The organism is Planococcus sp. 1R117A (genome assembly GCF_051417975.1).
GTDB lineage: Bacteria > Bacillota > Bacilli > Bacillales_A > Planococcaceae > Planococcus > Planococcus shenhongbingii.
In genome coordinates, this window is the sequence record NZ_JBPRLO010000003.1 from 532,367 (window position 1) to 548,381 (window position 16,015).

Here is a 16,015-nt window from a genome sequence, read left to right on the forward strand (position 1 = left end):
TTTTCCCCCCTAAATTTTTTTAGCTTCATACAGAACACATGCAACATGATGTCCCGGGCGCACTTCTTTTAATAGAGGCTTCTCTTTCGAGCAAATATCCATTGCCATCGGACAGCGCGTATGGAACGGACATCCGGATGGCGGATTTTGCGGACTCGGTACATCTCCCTGCAAAACAATCCGCTCTTTCTTGATCGCCGTATTCGGTTCCGGAATCGCAGAAATCAAAGCTTGCGTGTACGGGTGCAGCGGTTCTCTGTATAAATCTCTATTTGAAGCAAGCTCAACGAGATTGCCCAAATACATCACACCGATTCGATCGCTCATATGCTTAACCACACTTAGATCATGCGCGATAAACAGATAAGTTAAATCGAATTCCTTTTGCAGATCTTTCAGCAGATTCAATACCTGTGACTGCACGGAAACGTCCAATGCGGAAACCGGCTCATCGGCCACAATCAGTTTAGGGTTCAGCGCAAGAGCCCGGGCAATTCCGATACGCTGACGCTGTCCGCCAGAAAATTCGTGGGCATATTTGTAATATGCTTCTTCTGGAAGTCCAACGCGGGTCAATAAAGATTTAATTTCTTGTTCTAGTTCTTTTTTATTGCGTTTTTCGTAATTAAGAATCGGCTCGGCGATTATATCTCCAACCATTTGCATCGGATTCAGTGATGCATATGGATCTTGGAAAACCATTTGAAAATCTCTGCGTGCTTTTTGAAGTTTGGTCCCCGTCACTTTCGTAATATCCTTTCCTTCAAACAGGATTTTTCCATCTGTCGGTTTAAGAAGCCGCAAAATTGTCCGGCCGGTCGTTGATTTTCCACAGCCTGATTCTCCTACAAGCCCAAGCGTCTCTCCTTTTCTAATAGTAAAAGACACATCATCGACAGCTTTAACATTCCCAATGACTCGTTTAAAAAAGCCCCCAGTCACCGGATAGTATGTTTTAAGGTTCTGGACTTCCAGCAGGATATCGCGGTTTTCCAAACTATCAATTCTATCTTGGATAAAATCTCTTGTTGTCATAAAATTGTGGCCCCTTCTTTTTTGGGTTTTTGCTCTTCTGGCCAGCTTTCGTCATAAAGAAGGCAGGCGGCTTCATGTCCCGGTGCAACTTCCCTAAGCTGAGGGGTTACAGTCATGCATTCCGGCATGGCTTTTGGGCAGCGGTTCGAAAACCTGCAGCCAACTTGAGGCATATTCGTAATAGAAGGTACCAGTCCCTCTATTGTTGCCAGCTTTTCCACATCTTCATCCATTTTTGGAATCGCTTTCATTAATAAATCTGTGTATGGATGTTTCGGGTTATTAAAGAGCTCATCCACTGTAGCCCGTTCTGCAATTTTCCCCGCGTACATGACCAGGACTTCATCACAAATTTCTGCTACTACCCCTAAATCATGCGTAATTAGAATGATGGACATATCATTTGTTTCTTGGATGCCTTTCAGCAATTCTAAAATTTGTGCCTGCACCGTCACATCCAGTGCAGTGGTGGGTTCATCCGCAATCAGCAATTTCGGCTGGCAGGCAATCGCAATGGCAATCATAACCCGCTGCCTCATTCCTCCCGACAATTGGTGAGGATACTCACTCACAATTTTGTCGGCCCGCGGGATGCCGACACTTCTTAATAATGAGATTGAACGCAGGCGCGCTTCTTTTTTCGATATATTTTCATGATTCAATATAACTTCTTCAATCTGGTAACCAATCGTGAATACCGGATTTAACGAAGTCATGGGTTCTTGAAAAATCATAGAAATATCTTTGCCGCGAAGCTTGTTCATCTTTTTATCCGATAAATTTGAAATGTTCTCTCCTTCAAATACAATCTCACCGCCACGAATTTTGCCAACACCCGTTGGCAGCAATTGCATAATGGATAGCGACATGACACTCTTTCCGCAACCTGATTCGCCCACAATTCCGACAATCTGTTTCCGGTTCACATCAAATGAAACACCGTCTACAGCATTATAAAATTCTCCATCTATTTTAAAACCGGTTTGAAGATTTTTTACTTGAAGAAGGGGTGCCGCCTTACTGGATGAGTAATGGATTGACATGTAAACACCTCTTAATTCTTTTTATTCTGACAACTTATGTTGAATTAAAGTTTATTACAAAAACATTACATAATCAATAGATTTCTTGTAATTTTAGTAATCATTAAACTATTTCGAAAAATAAAAGAAGGTAAAAAGCCATACACTTCTACTTGTTAGGATAGTCACAAATTATTACTGCTTTTATATAAATTTCCTTAGACAGCAAAAACCGCCAGGCTAAATTAGCCTGGCGGTCAAGATTTCATTTGAATTATTCTTCTATTTTTTTAAAGACTAAAGAAGCGTTATGTCCGCCAAAGCCAAGTGAATTGCTCATCGCATACGTAAAGTCAGCTTTACGGGCTTCGTTTGCGACATAATCCAAATCGCATTCTTCGTCCGGTGTTTCATAGTTGATCGTTGGAGGCATGATGCCTTCTTTTAAAGCTAAAGCAGTGAAAATTGCTTCCACTCCGCCGGCAGCTCCAAGCAGATGCCCGGTCATCGACTTTGTAGAGCTCATCCCTAAATTATAAGCATGTTCTCCAAATACGGTTTTAACAGCCATCGTTTCAAAAAGATCATTATATGGCGTACTTGTACCATGGGCATTAATATAGCCAATCTCCGTAGCTTCAACTCCGCCGTCTTCAAGCGCTTGGGCCATTGCACGCGCTGCCCCTTCTCCGCCTGGAGCCGGAGCAGTAATGTGGTGTGCATCTCCTGTCGAACCGTAACCTACCAGTTCAGCGTATATCTTGGCACCACGAGCTTTAGCATGTTCATATTCCTCTAAAATAACAATGCCCGCTCCTTCTCCGATAACAAAACCATCCCGGTTTTTGTCAAAAGGACGAGACGCCGTTGAAATATCTTCATTCGTAGTCAATGCCGTGTTTGCTGTAAATCCAGCAACTGATAATCGTGTAATAGGCGCTTCCGCTCCACCAGAAATCATTACATCGGCATCTCCGCGCTGAATTACTTTAAAGGCATCTCCGATTGAATTCGTTCCAGATGCACAAGCAGTCACGGAACAAGAATTAATCGCCTTAGCTCCGAAATAAATTGATACTTGACCCGATGCCATATCCGGAATAATCATTGGAACAAAAAACGGGCTGATGCGGCGAACTCCGCGGCTATTTAAAATATCCATCTGGTTTTCAATTGTTTCCATCCCACCGATTCCTGATCCAATCCAAACGCCAGTTCGAAGAGCGGTTTTTTCATCCAGTTCCAATCCTGCATCTTTCATCGCCATGATTGAAGAAGCTAAAGCATAATGTGTAAAACGGTCCATTTTCCGCGCTTCTTTTTTCTCTATATAATCTTCAATCGAAAAATCTTTAACTTCTGCAGCTACTTTTGCCGGATATTGATCGGCATCTAATCTTGTTAATGGACCTACTCCGGATTTTCCGGCTTTTAAGGATTCCCATGTAGTTTCAATATTATTGCCTAACGGGGTTACAGCCCCAACTCCTGTAATCACTACTCGACGATTTGCCATTCTATCTTCTTCCTTTCGCATAAACAGTTATTTGCCCCATCTCATTGCCACTGCGCCCCAAGTCAATCCGCCGCCAAAGCCAACCATCACTATTACATCGTCCTCTTTGATTCTGCCTTCTTCGACATCTTCCACTAATGAAATTGGAATAGAGGCTGCAGATGTGTTGCCATATTTATTGATTGTCTTCGACATTTTTTCAACTGGAAGCTCTAAACGGGTTCTGGACGCTTCCATAATGCGGATATTTGCTTGGTGTGGAATCAGGAAATCCACATCTTCTTTGGTGAGCCCAGCTTTTTCGATTACATTTACCGCTGATTCACCCATTTGGCGGACAGCAAACTTGAACACTTCACGGCCATTCATCACCAGGTACTCATCCTGGTACAAATGTTTTCCTCCTGTGCCATCTGCTCCAAGTTCAAAGGAAAGAATGCCCCGTCCTTCCGACACTTTTCCAAGAACAGCAGCTCCTGCCCCGTCTCCGAAAAGCACAGCGGTGTTGCGGTCTTCCCAATTGGTGATTTTCGATAATTTTTCTACACCGATAACCAATATATATTTATATACATCAGAGTCAATAAATTGTTTTGCAGTAACGAGTCCATACATAAATCCTGCACAGGCAGCAGACAGATCCATTGCTGCAGCATTTACAGCCCCTAACTCTTGCTGAATGGTACAGGCCATTGAAGGAAAAGGCTGATCCGGCGTCACAGTTGCAACCAAAATCATGCCAATCTCTGCCGGATCGATTGCGGCATCTTCAATGGCTTTTTTTGCTGCTGCCAGAGCCATATGAGAGGTATCCTGATCGTCTTTCGCAATCCGGCGTTCTTCGATTCCTGTCATGGTACGAATCCATTCATCTGAAGTATCCATGCGCTTTTCCAAATCGAAATTCGTTAGTTTATCTTCAGGCAGACATCTGCCTATGCCGATAATTCCTGCATTCATTATTGGTCCCTCTTTTCAATTAACATCAATTATTAGTACCTGGTAATAATAATACGCCTTTTGAAGATTTTTTTCAACTCACTGACATACTTCCGACAAATTATTTTTAAAAAAGCCAAACTTTCTTTCTGTCCAGGAAACGGTATGATATGATAAAAGAAGATATCTTATGTTGAGGTGAAATTGATGCAATATATTGGAACATTCTTATGGTCATTTTTATTAATTTCGTTATTGAACTATGTTGTAAGTGCTGTCCAAAACGTACCTTTCGACTTTATGATGGGCGTTTATATTTCTATTGGAGTTTCTATCCTGATTTTCGTAATTTCATCGATTATTCCGGATGAACCGACACCTGAAAAACATTAATGATAAAAAAGAAGCGTAATCCGAAATCCGGATTACGCTTCTTTTTTGTTTATGATCAAGTTTGAATCATCCATTGCCAGGTGCATCACAGTATTTGGAGCGATATCGCCTTTAATCAACTCACGTGCTATTTTTGTTTCAATTTCACGCTGGATAAACCGTTTTAATGGCCGTGCCCCGAATACCGGATCGGTTCCCGCTGCAATAATGTAGTCAATGACTGAATCATCCACCTCGAGCACAAGCTGCTGCTGTTTCATACGGTTCGCCAGTTCGACAAGCATTTTCTTAGCAATTTCGTAGAAATGGCTATTGTTTAGTGAATGGAAGATGACGATGTCATCAATCCGGTTCAGCAGTTCCGGTTTAAAGTGCTTGCGCAGTTCCGCCATTACAATGTCCTCAATATCGTGTTCGGTATTTTCAGCCCCAATATAAGCAGAACCGATATTCGAAGTCATGATGACGACGGTATTGGAGAAATTCACGAGCCGGCCTTGGCTGTCTGTGATCCGTCCATCGTCCAGGATTTGCAGCAGAATATTCGCGACATCCGGATGTGCTTTTTCAATTTCATCAAGCAGCACAACGGAATAAGGATTGCGTCTGACCGCTTCCGTCAACTGGCCGCCTTCTTCATAGCCAATATAGCCTGGAGGCGCACCGACGAGGCGGGATACGCTATGCTTTTCCATATACTCCGACATATCAATGCGGATAAAATGGTCTTCCGAATCAAAAAGATTAGCGGCCAGCGATTTTGCCAGTTCTGTTTTACCGACCCCGGTCGGCCCCAGGAAGATAAAGGAGCCAATCGGCTTATGCTCATCTTTGATGCCTGCCCGGGCTCGCCAGACGGCTTCTGTCACCAGTTCAACCGCCCGGTCCTGTCCGATTACGCGTTCTCTTAAGGTGTCGCCGAGTCGCAATAATTTCTCGCGCTCGCCTTCCACCAATTTTGTCACTGGAATTCCCGTCCATCTCGCAACGATGCCGGCGATTTCGTCGTCTGTCACATCTTCACGCAAGAGCCGCGCTGCCCCGTCTTTTTTCAGTTCTGTTTCCAGAGCAGCCAGTTCTTTTTCGAGTTCTGGAATTTTTCCGTGGCGCAGCACTGCAGCGGCATTCAAATCGTATTTGTTTTCCGCATCTTCCAACTGTCTGCGATATAAATCCAGTTTCTCGCGTTTTTCCTGAATTTTTTTTAGGGACTCTTTTTCAGCCTTCCATTGCTGCTGCATGCCGGAAGAGGATTCTTTCAGCTCCGCAATTTCTTTCCGCAGCGTCTCCAACCGGGTTTGGCTCGCAGTGTCTTTTTCTTTCATCAACGCTTGTTCTTCAATTTCCAACTGCATCAAGCGTCGGGTTACTTCATCAAGTTCCTGCGGCATTGAATCGATTTCCGTCCGGATCATAGCACATGCCTCGTCGATCAAATCGATCGCTTTGTCCGGCAAAAAGCGTTCAGTGATATAACGGTCCGACATAGCCGCCGCCGCTACAATAGCGCGGTCATGGATGCGGACTCCGTGATGCAATTCAAAACGCTCTTTTAATCCTCTCAAAATGGAAACCGTATCTTCAACAGAAGGTTCGCGGACCATTACCTGCTGGAAGCGGCGCTCAAGCGCCGGATCTTTTTCAATGTTCATCCGGTACTCATCCAATGTAGTGGCACCAATACAGTAAAGTTCTCCGCGTGCCAACATCGGTTTCAGCATATTGCCGGCATCCATGGCACCTTCAGTTCTTCCTGCACCAACAATTGTATGAATTTCATCTATGAATAGAATAATTTGTCCATCACTGTCTTTAACTTGTTTTAAAACACTTTTTAAACGCTCTTCAAATTCTCCCCGGTACTTGGCCCCCGCAATCAATGCACTCATATCGAGTTCGTAAATGGTCCGGTCCTTCAAACCTTCTGGCACGTCGTTGCGGACAATCCGTTGTGCGAGCCCCTCTACTATGGCTGTTTTACCGACACCAGGTTCACCGATCAGAACCGGATTGTTTTTTGTTTTACGTGATAGTATGCGAATAACGTTGCGGATTTCCTGGTCCCTGCCGATCACAGGATCCATTTTTCCACTCTTGGCTTGCTCCACCATATTTCGGCCATATTGCTCTAACGGCGATTTTTGTTCTTGATTTGCAAATTGAACCATCTTTTTCACTCCTTTAAGAGTTTGACCTTTATTGACTAATTAAATTATATGAAATTCCGTCCGAAATGGCAAACAATAAGCAATAAAAAAACCCAAGGAATTTGTTAATTCCTTGGGTTCTTTTTATTAGCGTACCCCGAGTGCCATTTTCGCATAACGGGACATTTTGTCTTTACCCCATACTGGCTGCCAAACGATTTTCACATCGACTTCGCTTACTTCCGGCAATTCGTATAAAGCATGTTTAACCATATCCACGATTTGAGGTCCCATTGGGCATCCCATTGAAGTTAAGGTCATTGTTACAACTGTAAAGCCTTCTTCCGACATATCAACATCATAGACAAGGCCCAAGTTTACTATATCAACCCCTAATTCAGGGTCAATAACTTGCTCTAAAGCTCCCATAATACTGTCTCTCATATCTTGATCCATAAGAATCCCTCCCTTATCTGCTCTTTCCATCTTAACAAACTTTCAGCGGAAATGAAATTCCCCTGCTTATTGTGCGATATGCCGAGCGAGCCATTCGGTAGCCGCAAGCATTCCCGGCCGGCTTACGGCGTGCCCCGCCTCTCGTTCGTTCATAAAATGGAGATGCTCCGGCACTTCTTCGTAATCATCTTTTAACGCTTTAAAGAAACTGTATGTCGGGCTGAATGGCACTGTCGTATCTTGTTCGCCATGCCAAAAGAAGAGTGGGCGCTTGTTGAGAATTCTTTTGTTTTTTGTTGCATCAAATTGCTCCAGCGTGGACAGCATCTGTTTCCGCTCTTCATCCGTAATCGGCAATTTAAATCCTTTTGATTCAAATTGAGCCATTTGGGCTTTTGCCAACTGAACATAATTCGCTGCTCCCATCATAACCGCCGCCGCCTTAATCCAAGGATAGACAGTCAAAGCGCCAAGTGTCGTGATTCCCCCCATTGAAGTCCCGCCAACACCGATTTCGCCTTTCGCTAATTGCTTTTCGTGGATCTTTTCGTGTATGTATGCCAATTCTTCAATTGAAGTCAAGACAATTTCCCAAAATCTTAAACTCATTTGGACTTCATCAAGCCCTTCTTCCCGTTCGCCATGCAAGAGAGCATCCGGCAGCAGCACACGCATCCCTTTTTCGGCCATTTGATAGGCATAATGAAGATTATGTTCTTTTGCACTCATATGGCCATGGAAAAATACTGCAGTTGGCAGACTTTCATCTTTTCTTCCTTCCGGATATACATGGAGCAATGGAATTTCATTCCATACTTCGTGTTCTGCTATCATTTACTTCACTTCCTTTATATATATCGTAACAATGTTCAAGAAAGTCGGCAAACAATGTGAAACTTTACTGTTTTTATATGAATGCCCTAGAAATATTTCGTTAAGTTTTTTGACGAAACACTTCTATTATCGCTACACTATAGCTAGAGAGAGAAAGGAGACGGAATATCATGAAACAACATTTAATTGTCCTGGATCTAGATGGGACGCTATTAACCGATCAGAAAGTCATTTCAGAAAAAACAAAACAAACTTTAAGAAAAGCGCTGATGGCAGGGCATCAAGTAATGATTGCTACTGGCCGCCCTTACCGTTCAAGCGAACCTTATTATAAAGAATTGGGACTGACTACACCTATCGTCAATTTCAACGGGGCATTCGTCCATCATCCAACAGATAATAATTGGGGCATTTACCACACACCGATTTCATTGGATGTGGTCCATGAAGTGGTGGAATCTATGCATGATTTCAATTTCCACAATATTGTGGCGGAAGTGCTGGACGATGTATATGTCCATCACCATGATGAGAAATTAATGGACATATTTAAATTTGGAGATCCAGCTATCACGACGGGCGATTTGCGAAATTACTTGAAAGTGGATCCAACCTCCATGCTGATTCATGCACCTTATGAAAAAGTGGGCTTGATTCACGATCATTTGAACTCGATACATGCCGAAGTTATCGATCACCGTAGATGGGGTGCTCCTTGGCATGTAATTGAAATTGTTAAAAGCGGTATGAACAAAGCGGTCGGACTTGATCGTGTCTCGAAATCCCTCGGTATTTCCCGGGAAAACATCATTGCTTTTGGTGATGAAGACAATGATCTGGAAATGATTGAATTTGCAGGAACAGGAGTGGCAATGGGAAATGCCATCGATTCCTTGAAAAATATTGCGAATGAAATCACGCTGACGAATAATGAAGATGGCATTGCTGAGCTGCTGATTGACCGCTTAAAATTAAAATAAAAAGGAGGCTTTACATGAGACTATTTGCCGATAGTGCATCTGATTTGCCAAAACAATTTTTCGAAGATGAAAACCTTGTTTTATTTCCTCTCCGGGTTCATATTGCGGACAAAGATTATGATGATATCCGTGGCATCGATTCGAAAAAAGTGTTCGATGCCATTCGTTCGGGTACTCATCCAAAAACATCTCAAGTCTCCCCGGAGGAAGTGCTGAAGGCATTCGAGCAATTGGCAAAAGACGGAGAGGAAGGCTATTACATCTCTTTTTCTTCTGAATTATCGGGTACATACAGTACCGCCGTCATGGTGGCAGATCAAGTGCGGGAAGAATATCCTGACTTGAAGTTAACCATTCTGGATTCGAAAGCCGCATCACTCGGATACGGCAAGCTTGTAAAAGAAGCAGCTCGGCTTCGTTCCGCCGGCCATCCCTTAAATGAAATTATTGAAAAGACGCGCTTCATGGCTGAACACATGCAAAGCCTTTTTACGGTCGAAGATTTGGATTATATGGCAAAAGGAGGCCGTATTTCCAAAGGAAGTGCCTTTGTCGGTGGATTACTGAATATCAAACCGCTGCTTCATGTGGAAGAAGGCAAACTAGTGCCCATTGAAAAATTACGGGGGCGTAAAAAAGTAATCAAGCGAATGGTTGAATTGATGCGCGAACGGGGAACCGATTGGAGTAGACAGACAGTTTCCATCAGCCACGGAGATGATTTGGAATATGCACACCTCTTAAAAAAGGAAATTGAAGAAAATCTGCACCCTAAACAAGTCGAAATCTATATGATTGGTTCGGTAATTGCCGCTCACACCGGACCCGGAACTTTGGCTGTGTTTTTTCTGGATCAAATAAAAGCGTGAGGTGATTTCTTTGAGCAAAATAGTCATTGTGGGTGCTGTTGGAGGAGGTGCAACGGTTGCTGGACAAATCCGCTTCTACGATAAAAACGCTGAAATTACAATCTTTGACCGTGATTCAACGATGTCCTATGCCGCCTGCGGCACTCCTTATGCAATCGGAAATGTTATCGAAGATCCTTCTTCGCTGCTTATGACAGATTCTCAGCAATTCAAAGAAGAACGCAATATCAATGTTTTCCTGAAGCATGAAGTGCTGGAAATCCGACGTGATCAAAAACAGCTCCTTGTCAGGAATTTGAGTTCTGGTGCGCAATACACCGAATCCTATGACACATTGATTTTGGCGCCAGGCGGATCTGCCATAGTGCCTGAAATTGAGGGGCTGGACACGGCAAAGGTATTTGTATTGCGGAGTTACGACGACATGCAAAAAATCAGCAAGTTTATTGACGTCAACAATCCCGCCAGTTGCGTAATTTCAGGCGCCGGTTTTATCGGCTTGGAAATGGCCGAAAATTTAAAGGCTTTAGGCCTCAAAGTTCAGCTAGTACATAAATCCGGCCAGGTCATGTCGATTTTGGATTCCGATATTTCTCAATTGATAGAAGCTGAACTGCAAGCTAATGAGGTACAGTTATTTAAAGAGACCGTCATTACAAAAGCCGATTCCGGTTCAGTGGAGCTGTCCAATCGCATGCGCTTGCAGGCTGATTTTATCATCATGAGCATCGGAATAAAACCGAATACCGAATTAGCTGAAAAAGCCGGGCTTCCTATTGGCGAAACTGGAGGCATTATGACGAATGAGTTTATGCAGACGATAGACCCCTCCATTTTTGCTCTCGGGGATGCATCTGAGAATACGGATATGGTCACCGGTGATCCTAAACGGGTCCCTCTTGCTTGGCCAGCACATAGGCAAGCCTTCCTGATCGCTCAATACTTGACAGGCAACGCCATTCCTAAAAAAGGTTTGCTTGGAACATCTGTCGTTAAAATATTTTCGCTGACGGTGGCGATGACCGGACTAAACGAACGGACAATCAAAAATAAAGGCATTTCCTATAAAACCGTCATACATCGCGGCAATTCGAATGCCGGATATTACCCGGACCATGCTAAAATCACGCTCAAAGTCCATTTTGATTCGGCCAGCCGAAAAATTCTAGGTGCACAGTGCATCGGCGGAAAAGGCGTCGATAAAAGGATTGATGTCCTTGTTACGGCCATTTATGCAGGATTGACGGTTGATGATCTGCAAGCTTTGGAATTGAGCTATGCCCCACCTTATTCTTCACCAAAAGACCCGATCAATATGGCCGGTTACAAAGCATTCAGCAAATAACAGATTTTATGGATCCTCAAATCTGTTATTCTTATTAACAGAAAAAGCTTTAATTTACTGCTATCATTGAATTTCCAAAATGCCATTTAAATAAAAAAGGAAACCACTGCCCTTTTAGGGCAGTGGTTTCCTTTTGTCTTATCTAAGATTTTTAGCTGCTTCGTCCGCTTTCCGCTGTTTCCCTTTTCTCCAGACAATCCAAAGGAATACCATAAAGACAAGATACAATACGGCTAATGCTGCGATATAAGCTTTATTAAAGCCCGTTTCTTCAGTAACATGGAATGTTTCAGCAATTTCCCGGTCCATAGAAATCCGGTATTCGCCATTTGCTTCCTGCCGTACCCGATCACTTTCGAATAATCCCTGCAATTCTTTATCACTGCCTATCACATCAGCAGGTAAATTGATGCTTTTTGTGGAGGAGGTGTTGTTTATAGCGACAATCCAAGTTTCTTCATCGTTAAAACGCTTATAAACGATCCAGCCGTCTTCCTCTATAAGCACTTCAGTTTCTCCGCTGCGCAGAGCAGGAGATGAGTTTCGGAGTGTATTCAAGTTCGTGATATGGTCAATCATTTCTTCATCTACAGCCAAATCTAGGATTTGATGAGACTCAGGAAGTGTTGCCCCGTTCATGACAGTTTCCGTGCCATATTGGATTACCGGAATGCCCGGCATTGTCATTAATTGAGTCAGCATTAAACGCATGCGTGTCGGCGGAAAACCTCTTTCTTCCACTACATCAGCGATAAAACGTGAACTGCTGATCGAATCCATCCGAATCAGGTTTCCTTCACTATCTTTCAAAACAGCCGGCATTTTCGAAGTATCCTGATCAAACTGCTTATAAGAGTTCCGAAGCACTTCTTCCGCTCCAGGCAATACAACTGCATCCAGTCCAGGTGCCGGCTCCATTTCCACATCGTTTATCAAATAGATATCTCTAATATCTTTCATCGCTTTAGAAAAGTCTGCTATAAAACTGCTATCCAGCCGATCAGCATCTTGCAAACGCAAGCCGTCGACATCATATTGGTTGATGAATTCGCTTAAAGCTGAAATCAATGCTTCTTGAACTTCTGGATTTGCGGTATCCAACGACAGCGTGCCGTCTTCGTTTCCAGTGAACCATTCCGGATTTTCCGTTGCCCAAATATGATCTTTGCTAACATTTTGAGTCGGAACATCAACCATGACTTTGAGGTCCTGTTCATGAACTTCTTTAATCAGGTTTTTCAGTTCTTCTTCTGTACCAAAATGGCGTTCAAGCTGAGTATAATCCAGCACTTGTTTTCCATCATATGTATCCGATGCAAAAACCGGTCCAATCGACAAAAGGGTAAAGCCCATTTCTTTTACATGAAGCAGCTGATCGACTATGCCTGCAAAGTCCCCTCCGTTAAAAACCGCCGGATCTAATGCATCTACTTCATAATCATTTTGAATTTTCTTATTAAAATAACGGTCTACCAAAACATCATATATAATCTCGTCTTCAATCGCCTGCTCTTCTGCAGCTGCAGCCGGCTGAATCGGGCTTAACGCTAGCATTCCTGCCAAAAAGCCTAAAATCCATTTTGCTTTCAATCTAAAATCCTCCCTCAATGAGGCGTATTTATTCCGTTCCACCCGGTTAATTTTAACAAAATCACATCCTCACTGCTATGTATAATTCTTAAAACTGCTGCAACCGGCTCTACTTTCGTCTAATCTGTGAATTTCCTCAGAATAGTGAATTCTTTTGTTCGTTTTCTATACATATCCTCATTTTCATCGCTCTAGTCAATTCGCCACGTTAAAATTGCCTGATCGTGCATGCCAATTAAATGGCATTTACTGCCCCACTGATTTATTAAAACCCAGTCATTTAAAGGCATAAAAAAAAGGCGCCTGAGCGCCAGTTTTTTAAAACAGATTTAATCCAATTGGCAGTAAGAAACCTAAGAACATAGTAATAAATAGGAATACTGCAAACAACGCCCAGAACATCGTCACAGGCTTCTGTTTTTTCGAACGGACCAGCACCATTTCCATCATACCAATCGTCAGTAAGCCGAAAAGGAACTTCAAGCCGTACATCATAGCATCTGATGAAGAATATGCGATAAACAAAGCCAATCCGGAGATTAAGATTAAAATATAGAACAAGCGAGATACCATGTGCACAATTTTGCGGCCTTTGCTTGCCGGGTTCATGAAAGCAGCTACTAAGAATAGCACGATTGCGATGACCCAAGTGGCAATGTGTAAATGTGTTGAATTAGTTAAAAAGTCCAAACCGTCACCCCATTTAATTTAGTCTTTTCCAGTTTAGCACACCTGGAACGCTAAAAGACATGTTTGCCGTTATGACAAATGTGTGACGAGAGTACCGATTGACTCGATTGAAACTTTTACAGTATCCCCTGCTTTTAAGAATTTAGGGGGATTAAAGCCTTTGCCGACTCCAGCAGGAGTGCCCGTCAAAATTACATCTCCTGGTTCAAGTGTAATATATTTGGAGACTTCCGCTATTAAATCATCCACTCGACGCATCATATCACCCGTGTTGCCGTTTTGGCGGACTTCGTCGTTAACTTTCGTGACAATCGACAAATTCTGTGCCTGAGGAATTTCATCTTTTGTTACAAGATAAGGTCCCATTGGGCAAGAGTCTTCCAGGCTTTTTCCTAAAAAGTATTGCTGATGCTTGCTTTGCAGATCACGCGCAGTTAAGTCATTGGCAATCGTATAGCCAAAAACATAGTCATATGCCATTTGTTTCGGAATGGACTTCCCTTTTTTACTGATGACTACCGCCAATTCGCCTTCATAGTCGTAGGAATCCGTCACATCACTGTGGACAGATACAGTTTGTTCATCTGCTGCAATGGTTTGCGGCGTTTTTGTAAAAACCACTAAATCTTCAGGCGCTTCTGATCCCATTTCTTTTATATGATCCGCATAATTTTTGCCGATGCAGATAATATTTTTTGGAGTTCTTGATATAGGTGCTAACCATTCGATATCCGAAAAAGAGTGTTTGAATTGCTCAGGGTTTTCGGATTTTGCCGCAACTTCTGTCAACTTGCGCATCTGTTCTACAAATTCCAGTCCCTGTGGTACTCCTTCAATCAGCCGCTCGGGGAAAGATGGCAATACTTCAAGTTCTTTCTGAATTGCTAAAACATCCCATACAGCTTCCTCTTTTTTTACTTTTGGACCAAAACGTTCTTCTCCTTCAAATCGAAAAGATAACAGCTTCATTCGTCAAACACTCCTTTTCTTTGATTCCATTTATTATACACATTCAGCGTTTTGAATTGTTGATTTTTTCTAAATTTCTTCCGTAAGTCATTCTTCTTGATAAATATTCCAGTGGTCCTTGTCCGTATTTTGATAACCAAAGCTCGGCAAAAATCAGCTGTATAGCAAATATCCCCAGCGCGATCCATGTTCCAGTTAAAACATCTACTTGGCCATACAATCCCAATCCATACGAATAAAAGATAAAAGTAGCAATAATGGATTGGCTAAGATAAGTAGTCAACGACATGCGACCTGCTTTTGCAACAGGACTTAACACTTTTCGCATGCGGCGGCTCTCTGCAATCAGCACAATAAGTGCAGCATAGCCCATGGCGACAAGCGGTCCTCCGAAAATATCCTGGATGTATCTGAAGGCATAATTATTATCAATTAGAAGCGGTGCCGCTTTTAATAATAAACCGATAATAAGTAAAACAGCCGCAGCGCTAATCCAACTCTTACGGAAAAGGCCAGCGCGTTCAATCAATCGGACTTTCGCTGCCGCCGCGCCCACCATCAGAAATGGCAAAATAGTGACTATCAGATAAAGATAACCGCTTGGGTTATTGCTATGCACCCAATCAGAAAAACGCTGGCTGAAAATATCAGCAAATGTTCCAGTCGGATAAGCAGCAAGTGAACTTTGCACTTCTTGAATGCCTGTGTAGATGTTCGGATCGATTGAAACCGCAATAAACATCAGCCCTAAAAGGAAGGCATGGGGAAGGGTATAGATAGCGGCTCCAAGTGCCAGAAGCCATGCCGGACTCAGACGCAGCAATGCCAGCAGGAAAAATCCTGTAACGGCATAAGTGATTAAGATATCACCGTACCAAATTAGAAATGCATGGAGAATACCGAAACCGAGAAGAATCAGCAGACGCTTTATTGCCACGGGCAAAAAAGGCTGCTGTCTTTCTTGGGCTTTCATGTACTGCATTGCTAAACCATACCCGAATAACATAGAAAATAACGGATAAAAGCTGCCTTGAATAAAGATATCGATAAATCCAAATACTTCTGTATCAAACGGGCCGTCAAACCAAGTATAAGGATCAATATATGAAAACGGCGAATGGAACGCCAGCATATTGATGAGCAGAATCCCCAAAAGCGAAAATCCTCTCATCAAATCAATTGCTTCTACACGTTCATTTAAAGCCACGGGTTGTAATTTCACAAAAATCC

Annotated in this window: 15 protein-coding genes; 4 read left to right on the forward strand and 11 right to left on the reverse strand. The window is 42.9% G+C overall.

Annotation, left to right across the window (positions count from 1 at the left end; all coding sequences use genetic code 11):
- Positions 1 to 9: 9 nt before the first annotated feature.
- The 4 genes from ACSFXN_RS12380 to ACSFXN_RS12395 form a co-directional block, all read right to left on the reverse strand.
- Positions 10 to 1,035: an ABC transporter ATP-binding protein gene (locus tag ACSFXN_RS12380; protein WP_437150416.1), complete on the reverse strand. Its 1,026-nt coding sequence runs from the start codon at positions 1,033 to 1,035 to the stop codon at positions 10 to 12.
- Positions 1,032 to 2,078 carry an ABC transporter ATP-binding protein gene (locus ACSFXN_RS12385; RefSeq protein ID WP_437150417.1) on the reverse strand — a complete coding sequence of 349 codons (1,047 nt, stop codon included), beginning with the start codon at positions 2,076 to 2,078 and terminating at the stop codon, positions 1,032 to 1,034. The genes ACSFXN_RS12380 and ACSFXN_RS12385 overlap by 4 nt, the downstream gene beginning before the upstream one ends.
- Before the next feature lie 253 nt (positions 2,079 to 2,331).
- A complete protein-coding gene (fabF, locus tag ACSFXN_RS12390; protein WP_300989809.1) occupies positions 2,332 to 3,573 on the reverse strand; it encodes a beta-ketoacyl-ACP synthase II in 1,242 nt (413 codons plus the stop codon).
- A gap of 27 nt (positions 3,574 to 3,600) precedes the next feature.
- Positions 3,601 to 4,533: a beta-ketoacyl-ACP synthase III gene (locus ACSFXN_RS12395; protein ID WP_437150418.1), complete on the reverse strand. Its 933-nt coding sequence runs from the start codon at positions 4,531 to 4,533 to the stop codon at positions 3,601 to 3,603.
- Positions 4,534 to 4,719: 186 nt separating this feature from the next.
- Here ACSFXN_RS12395 and ACSFXN_RS12400 point away from each other — a divergent pair, with 186 nt between their 5' ends.
- Positions 4,720 to 4,905, forward strand: a complete 186-nt coding sequence (locus tag ACSFXN_RS12400) for a YjzD family protein (RefSeq protein WP_300989811.1) — start codon at positions 4,720 to 4,722, stop codon at positions 4,903 to 4,905.
- A gap of 32 nt (positions 4,906 to 4,937) precedes the next feature.
- Here the strand turns inward: ACSFXN_RS12400 and ACSFXN_RS12405 are convergent, their stop codons facing one another.
- The 3 genes from ACSFXN_RS12405 to ACSFXN_RS12415 all read right to left on the reverse strand — a co-directional run bounded on the left by ACSFXN_RS12405 (position 4,938) and on the right by ACSFXN_RS12415 (position 8,342).
- Positions 4,938 to 7,073, reverse strand: a complete 2,136-nt coding sequence (locus ACSFXN_RS12405) for an ATP-dependent Clp protease ATP-binding subunit (RefSeq protein ID WP_437150419.1) — start codon at positions 7,071 to 7,073, stop codon at positions 4,938 to 4,940.
- A gap of 126 nt (positions 7,074 to 7,199) precedes the next feature.
- Positions 7,200 to 7,508, reverse strand: coding sequence for a metal-sulfur cluster assembly factor (locus ACSFXN_RS12410; protein ID WP_146495978.1), 309 nt, complete (start codon positions 7,506 to 7,508; stop codon positions 7,200 to 7,202).
- A gap of 66 nt (positions 7,509 to 7,574) precedes the next feature.
- Positions 7,575 to 8,342, reverse strand: coding sequence for a prolyl oligopeptidase family serine peptidase (locus ACSFXN_RS12415; protein ID WP_437150420.1), 768 nt, complete (start codon positions 8,340 to 8,342; stop codon positions 7,575 to 7,577).
- A gap of 170 nt (positions 8,343 to 8,512) precedes the next feature.
- On the opposite strand from ACSFXN_RS12415, the gene ACSFXN_RS12420 reads away from it, so the two are divergent.
- The 3 genes from ACSFXN_RS12420 to ACSFXN_RS12430 are packed head-to-tail and all read left to right on the forward strand — an operon-like array spanning position 8,513 to position 11,536.
- Positions 8,513 to 9,322 carry a Cof-type HAD-IIB family hydrolase gene (locus ACSFXN_RS12420; RefSeq protein ID WP_437150421.1) on the forward strand — a complete coding sequence of 270 codons (810 nt, stop codon included), beginning with the start codon at positions 8,513 to 8,515 and terminating at the stop codon, positions 9,320 to 9,322.
- A 14-nt stretch (positions 9,323 to 9,336) separates the two neighbouring features.
- Complete coding sequence (locus ACSFXN_RS12425; RefSeq protein WP_437150422.1) at positions 9,337 to 10,191, forward strand: DegV family protein; 855 nt, start codon at positions 9,337 to 9,339, stop codon at positions 10,189 to 10,191.
- A 10-nt stretch (positions 10,192 to 10,201) separates the two neighbouring features.
- Positions 10,202 to 11,536 carry a CoA-disulfide reductase gene (locus ACSFXN_RS12430; RefSeq protein WP_437150423.1) on the forward strand — a complete coding sequence of 445 codons (1,335 nt, stop codon included), beginning with the start codon at positions 10,202 to 10,204 and terminating at the stop codon, positions 11,534 to 11,536.
- Between the two features lie 138 nt (positions 11,537 to 11,674).
- Here the strand turns inward: ACSFXN_RS12430 and ACSFXN_RS12435 are convergent, their stop codons facing one another.
- The 4 genes from ACSFXN_RS12435 to ACSFXN_RS12450 all read right to left on the reverse strand — a co-directional run bounded on the left by ACSFXN_RS12435 (position 11,675) and on the right by ACSFXN_RS12450 (position 16,007).
- Positions 11,675 to 13,126: an alpha-amylase family glycosyl hydrolase gene (locus tag ACSFXN_RS12435; RefSeq protein WP_437150424.1), complete on the reverse strand. Its 1,452-nt coding sequence runs from the start codon at positions 13,124 to 13,126 to the stop codon at positions 11,675 to 11,677.
- 318 nt (positions 13,127 to 13,444) lie between these two features.
- Complete coding sequence (locus ACSFXN_RS12440; RefSeq protein WP_437150425.1) at positions 13,445 to 13,816, reverse strand: YisL family protein; 372 nt, start codon at positions 13,814 to 13,816, stop codon at positions 13,445 to 13,447.
- A gap of 69 nt (positions 13,817 to 13,885) precedes the next feature.
- Complete coding sequence (locus tag ACSFXN_RS12445) at positions 13,886 to 14,785, reverse strand: fumarylacetoacetate hydrolase family protein (protein ID WP_437150426.1); 900 nt, start codon at positions 14,783 to 14,785, stop codon at positions 13,886 to 13,888.
- Between the two features lie 43 nt (positions 14,786 to 14,828).
- Positions 14,829 to 16,007, reverse strand: a complete 1,179-nt coding sequence (locus ACSFXN_RS12450) for a DUF418 domain-containing protein (RefSeq protein WP_437150427.1) — start codon at positions 16,005 to 16,007, stop codon at positions 14,829 to 14,831.
- Between the last annotated feature and the right edge of the window lie 8 nt (positions 16,008 to 16,015).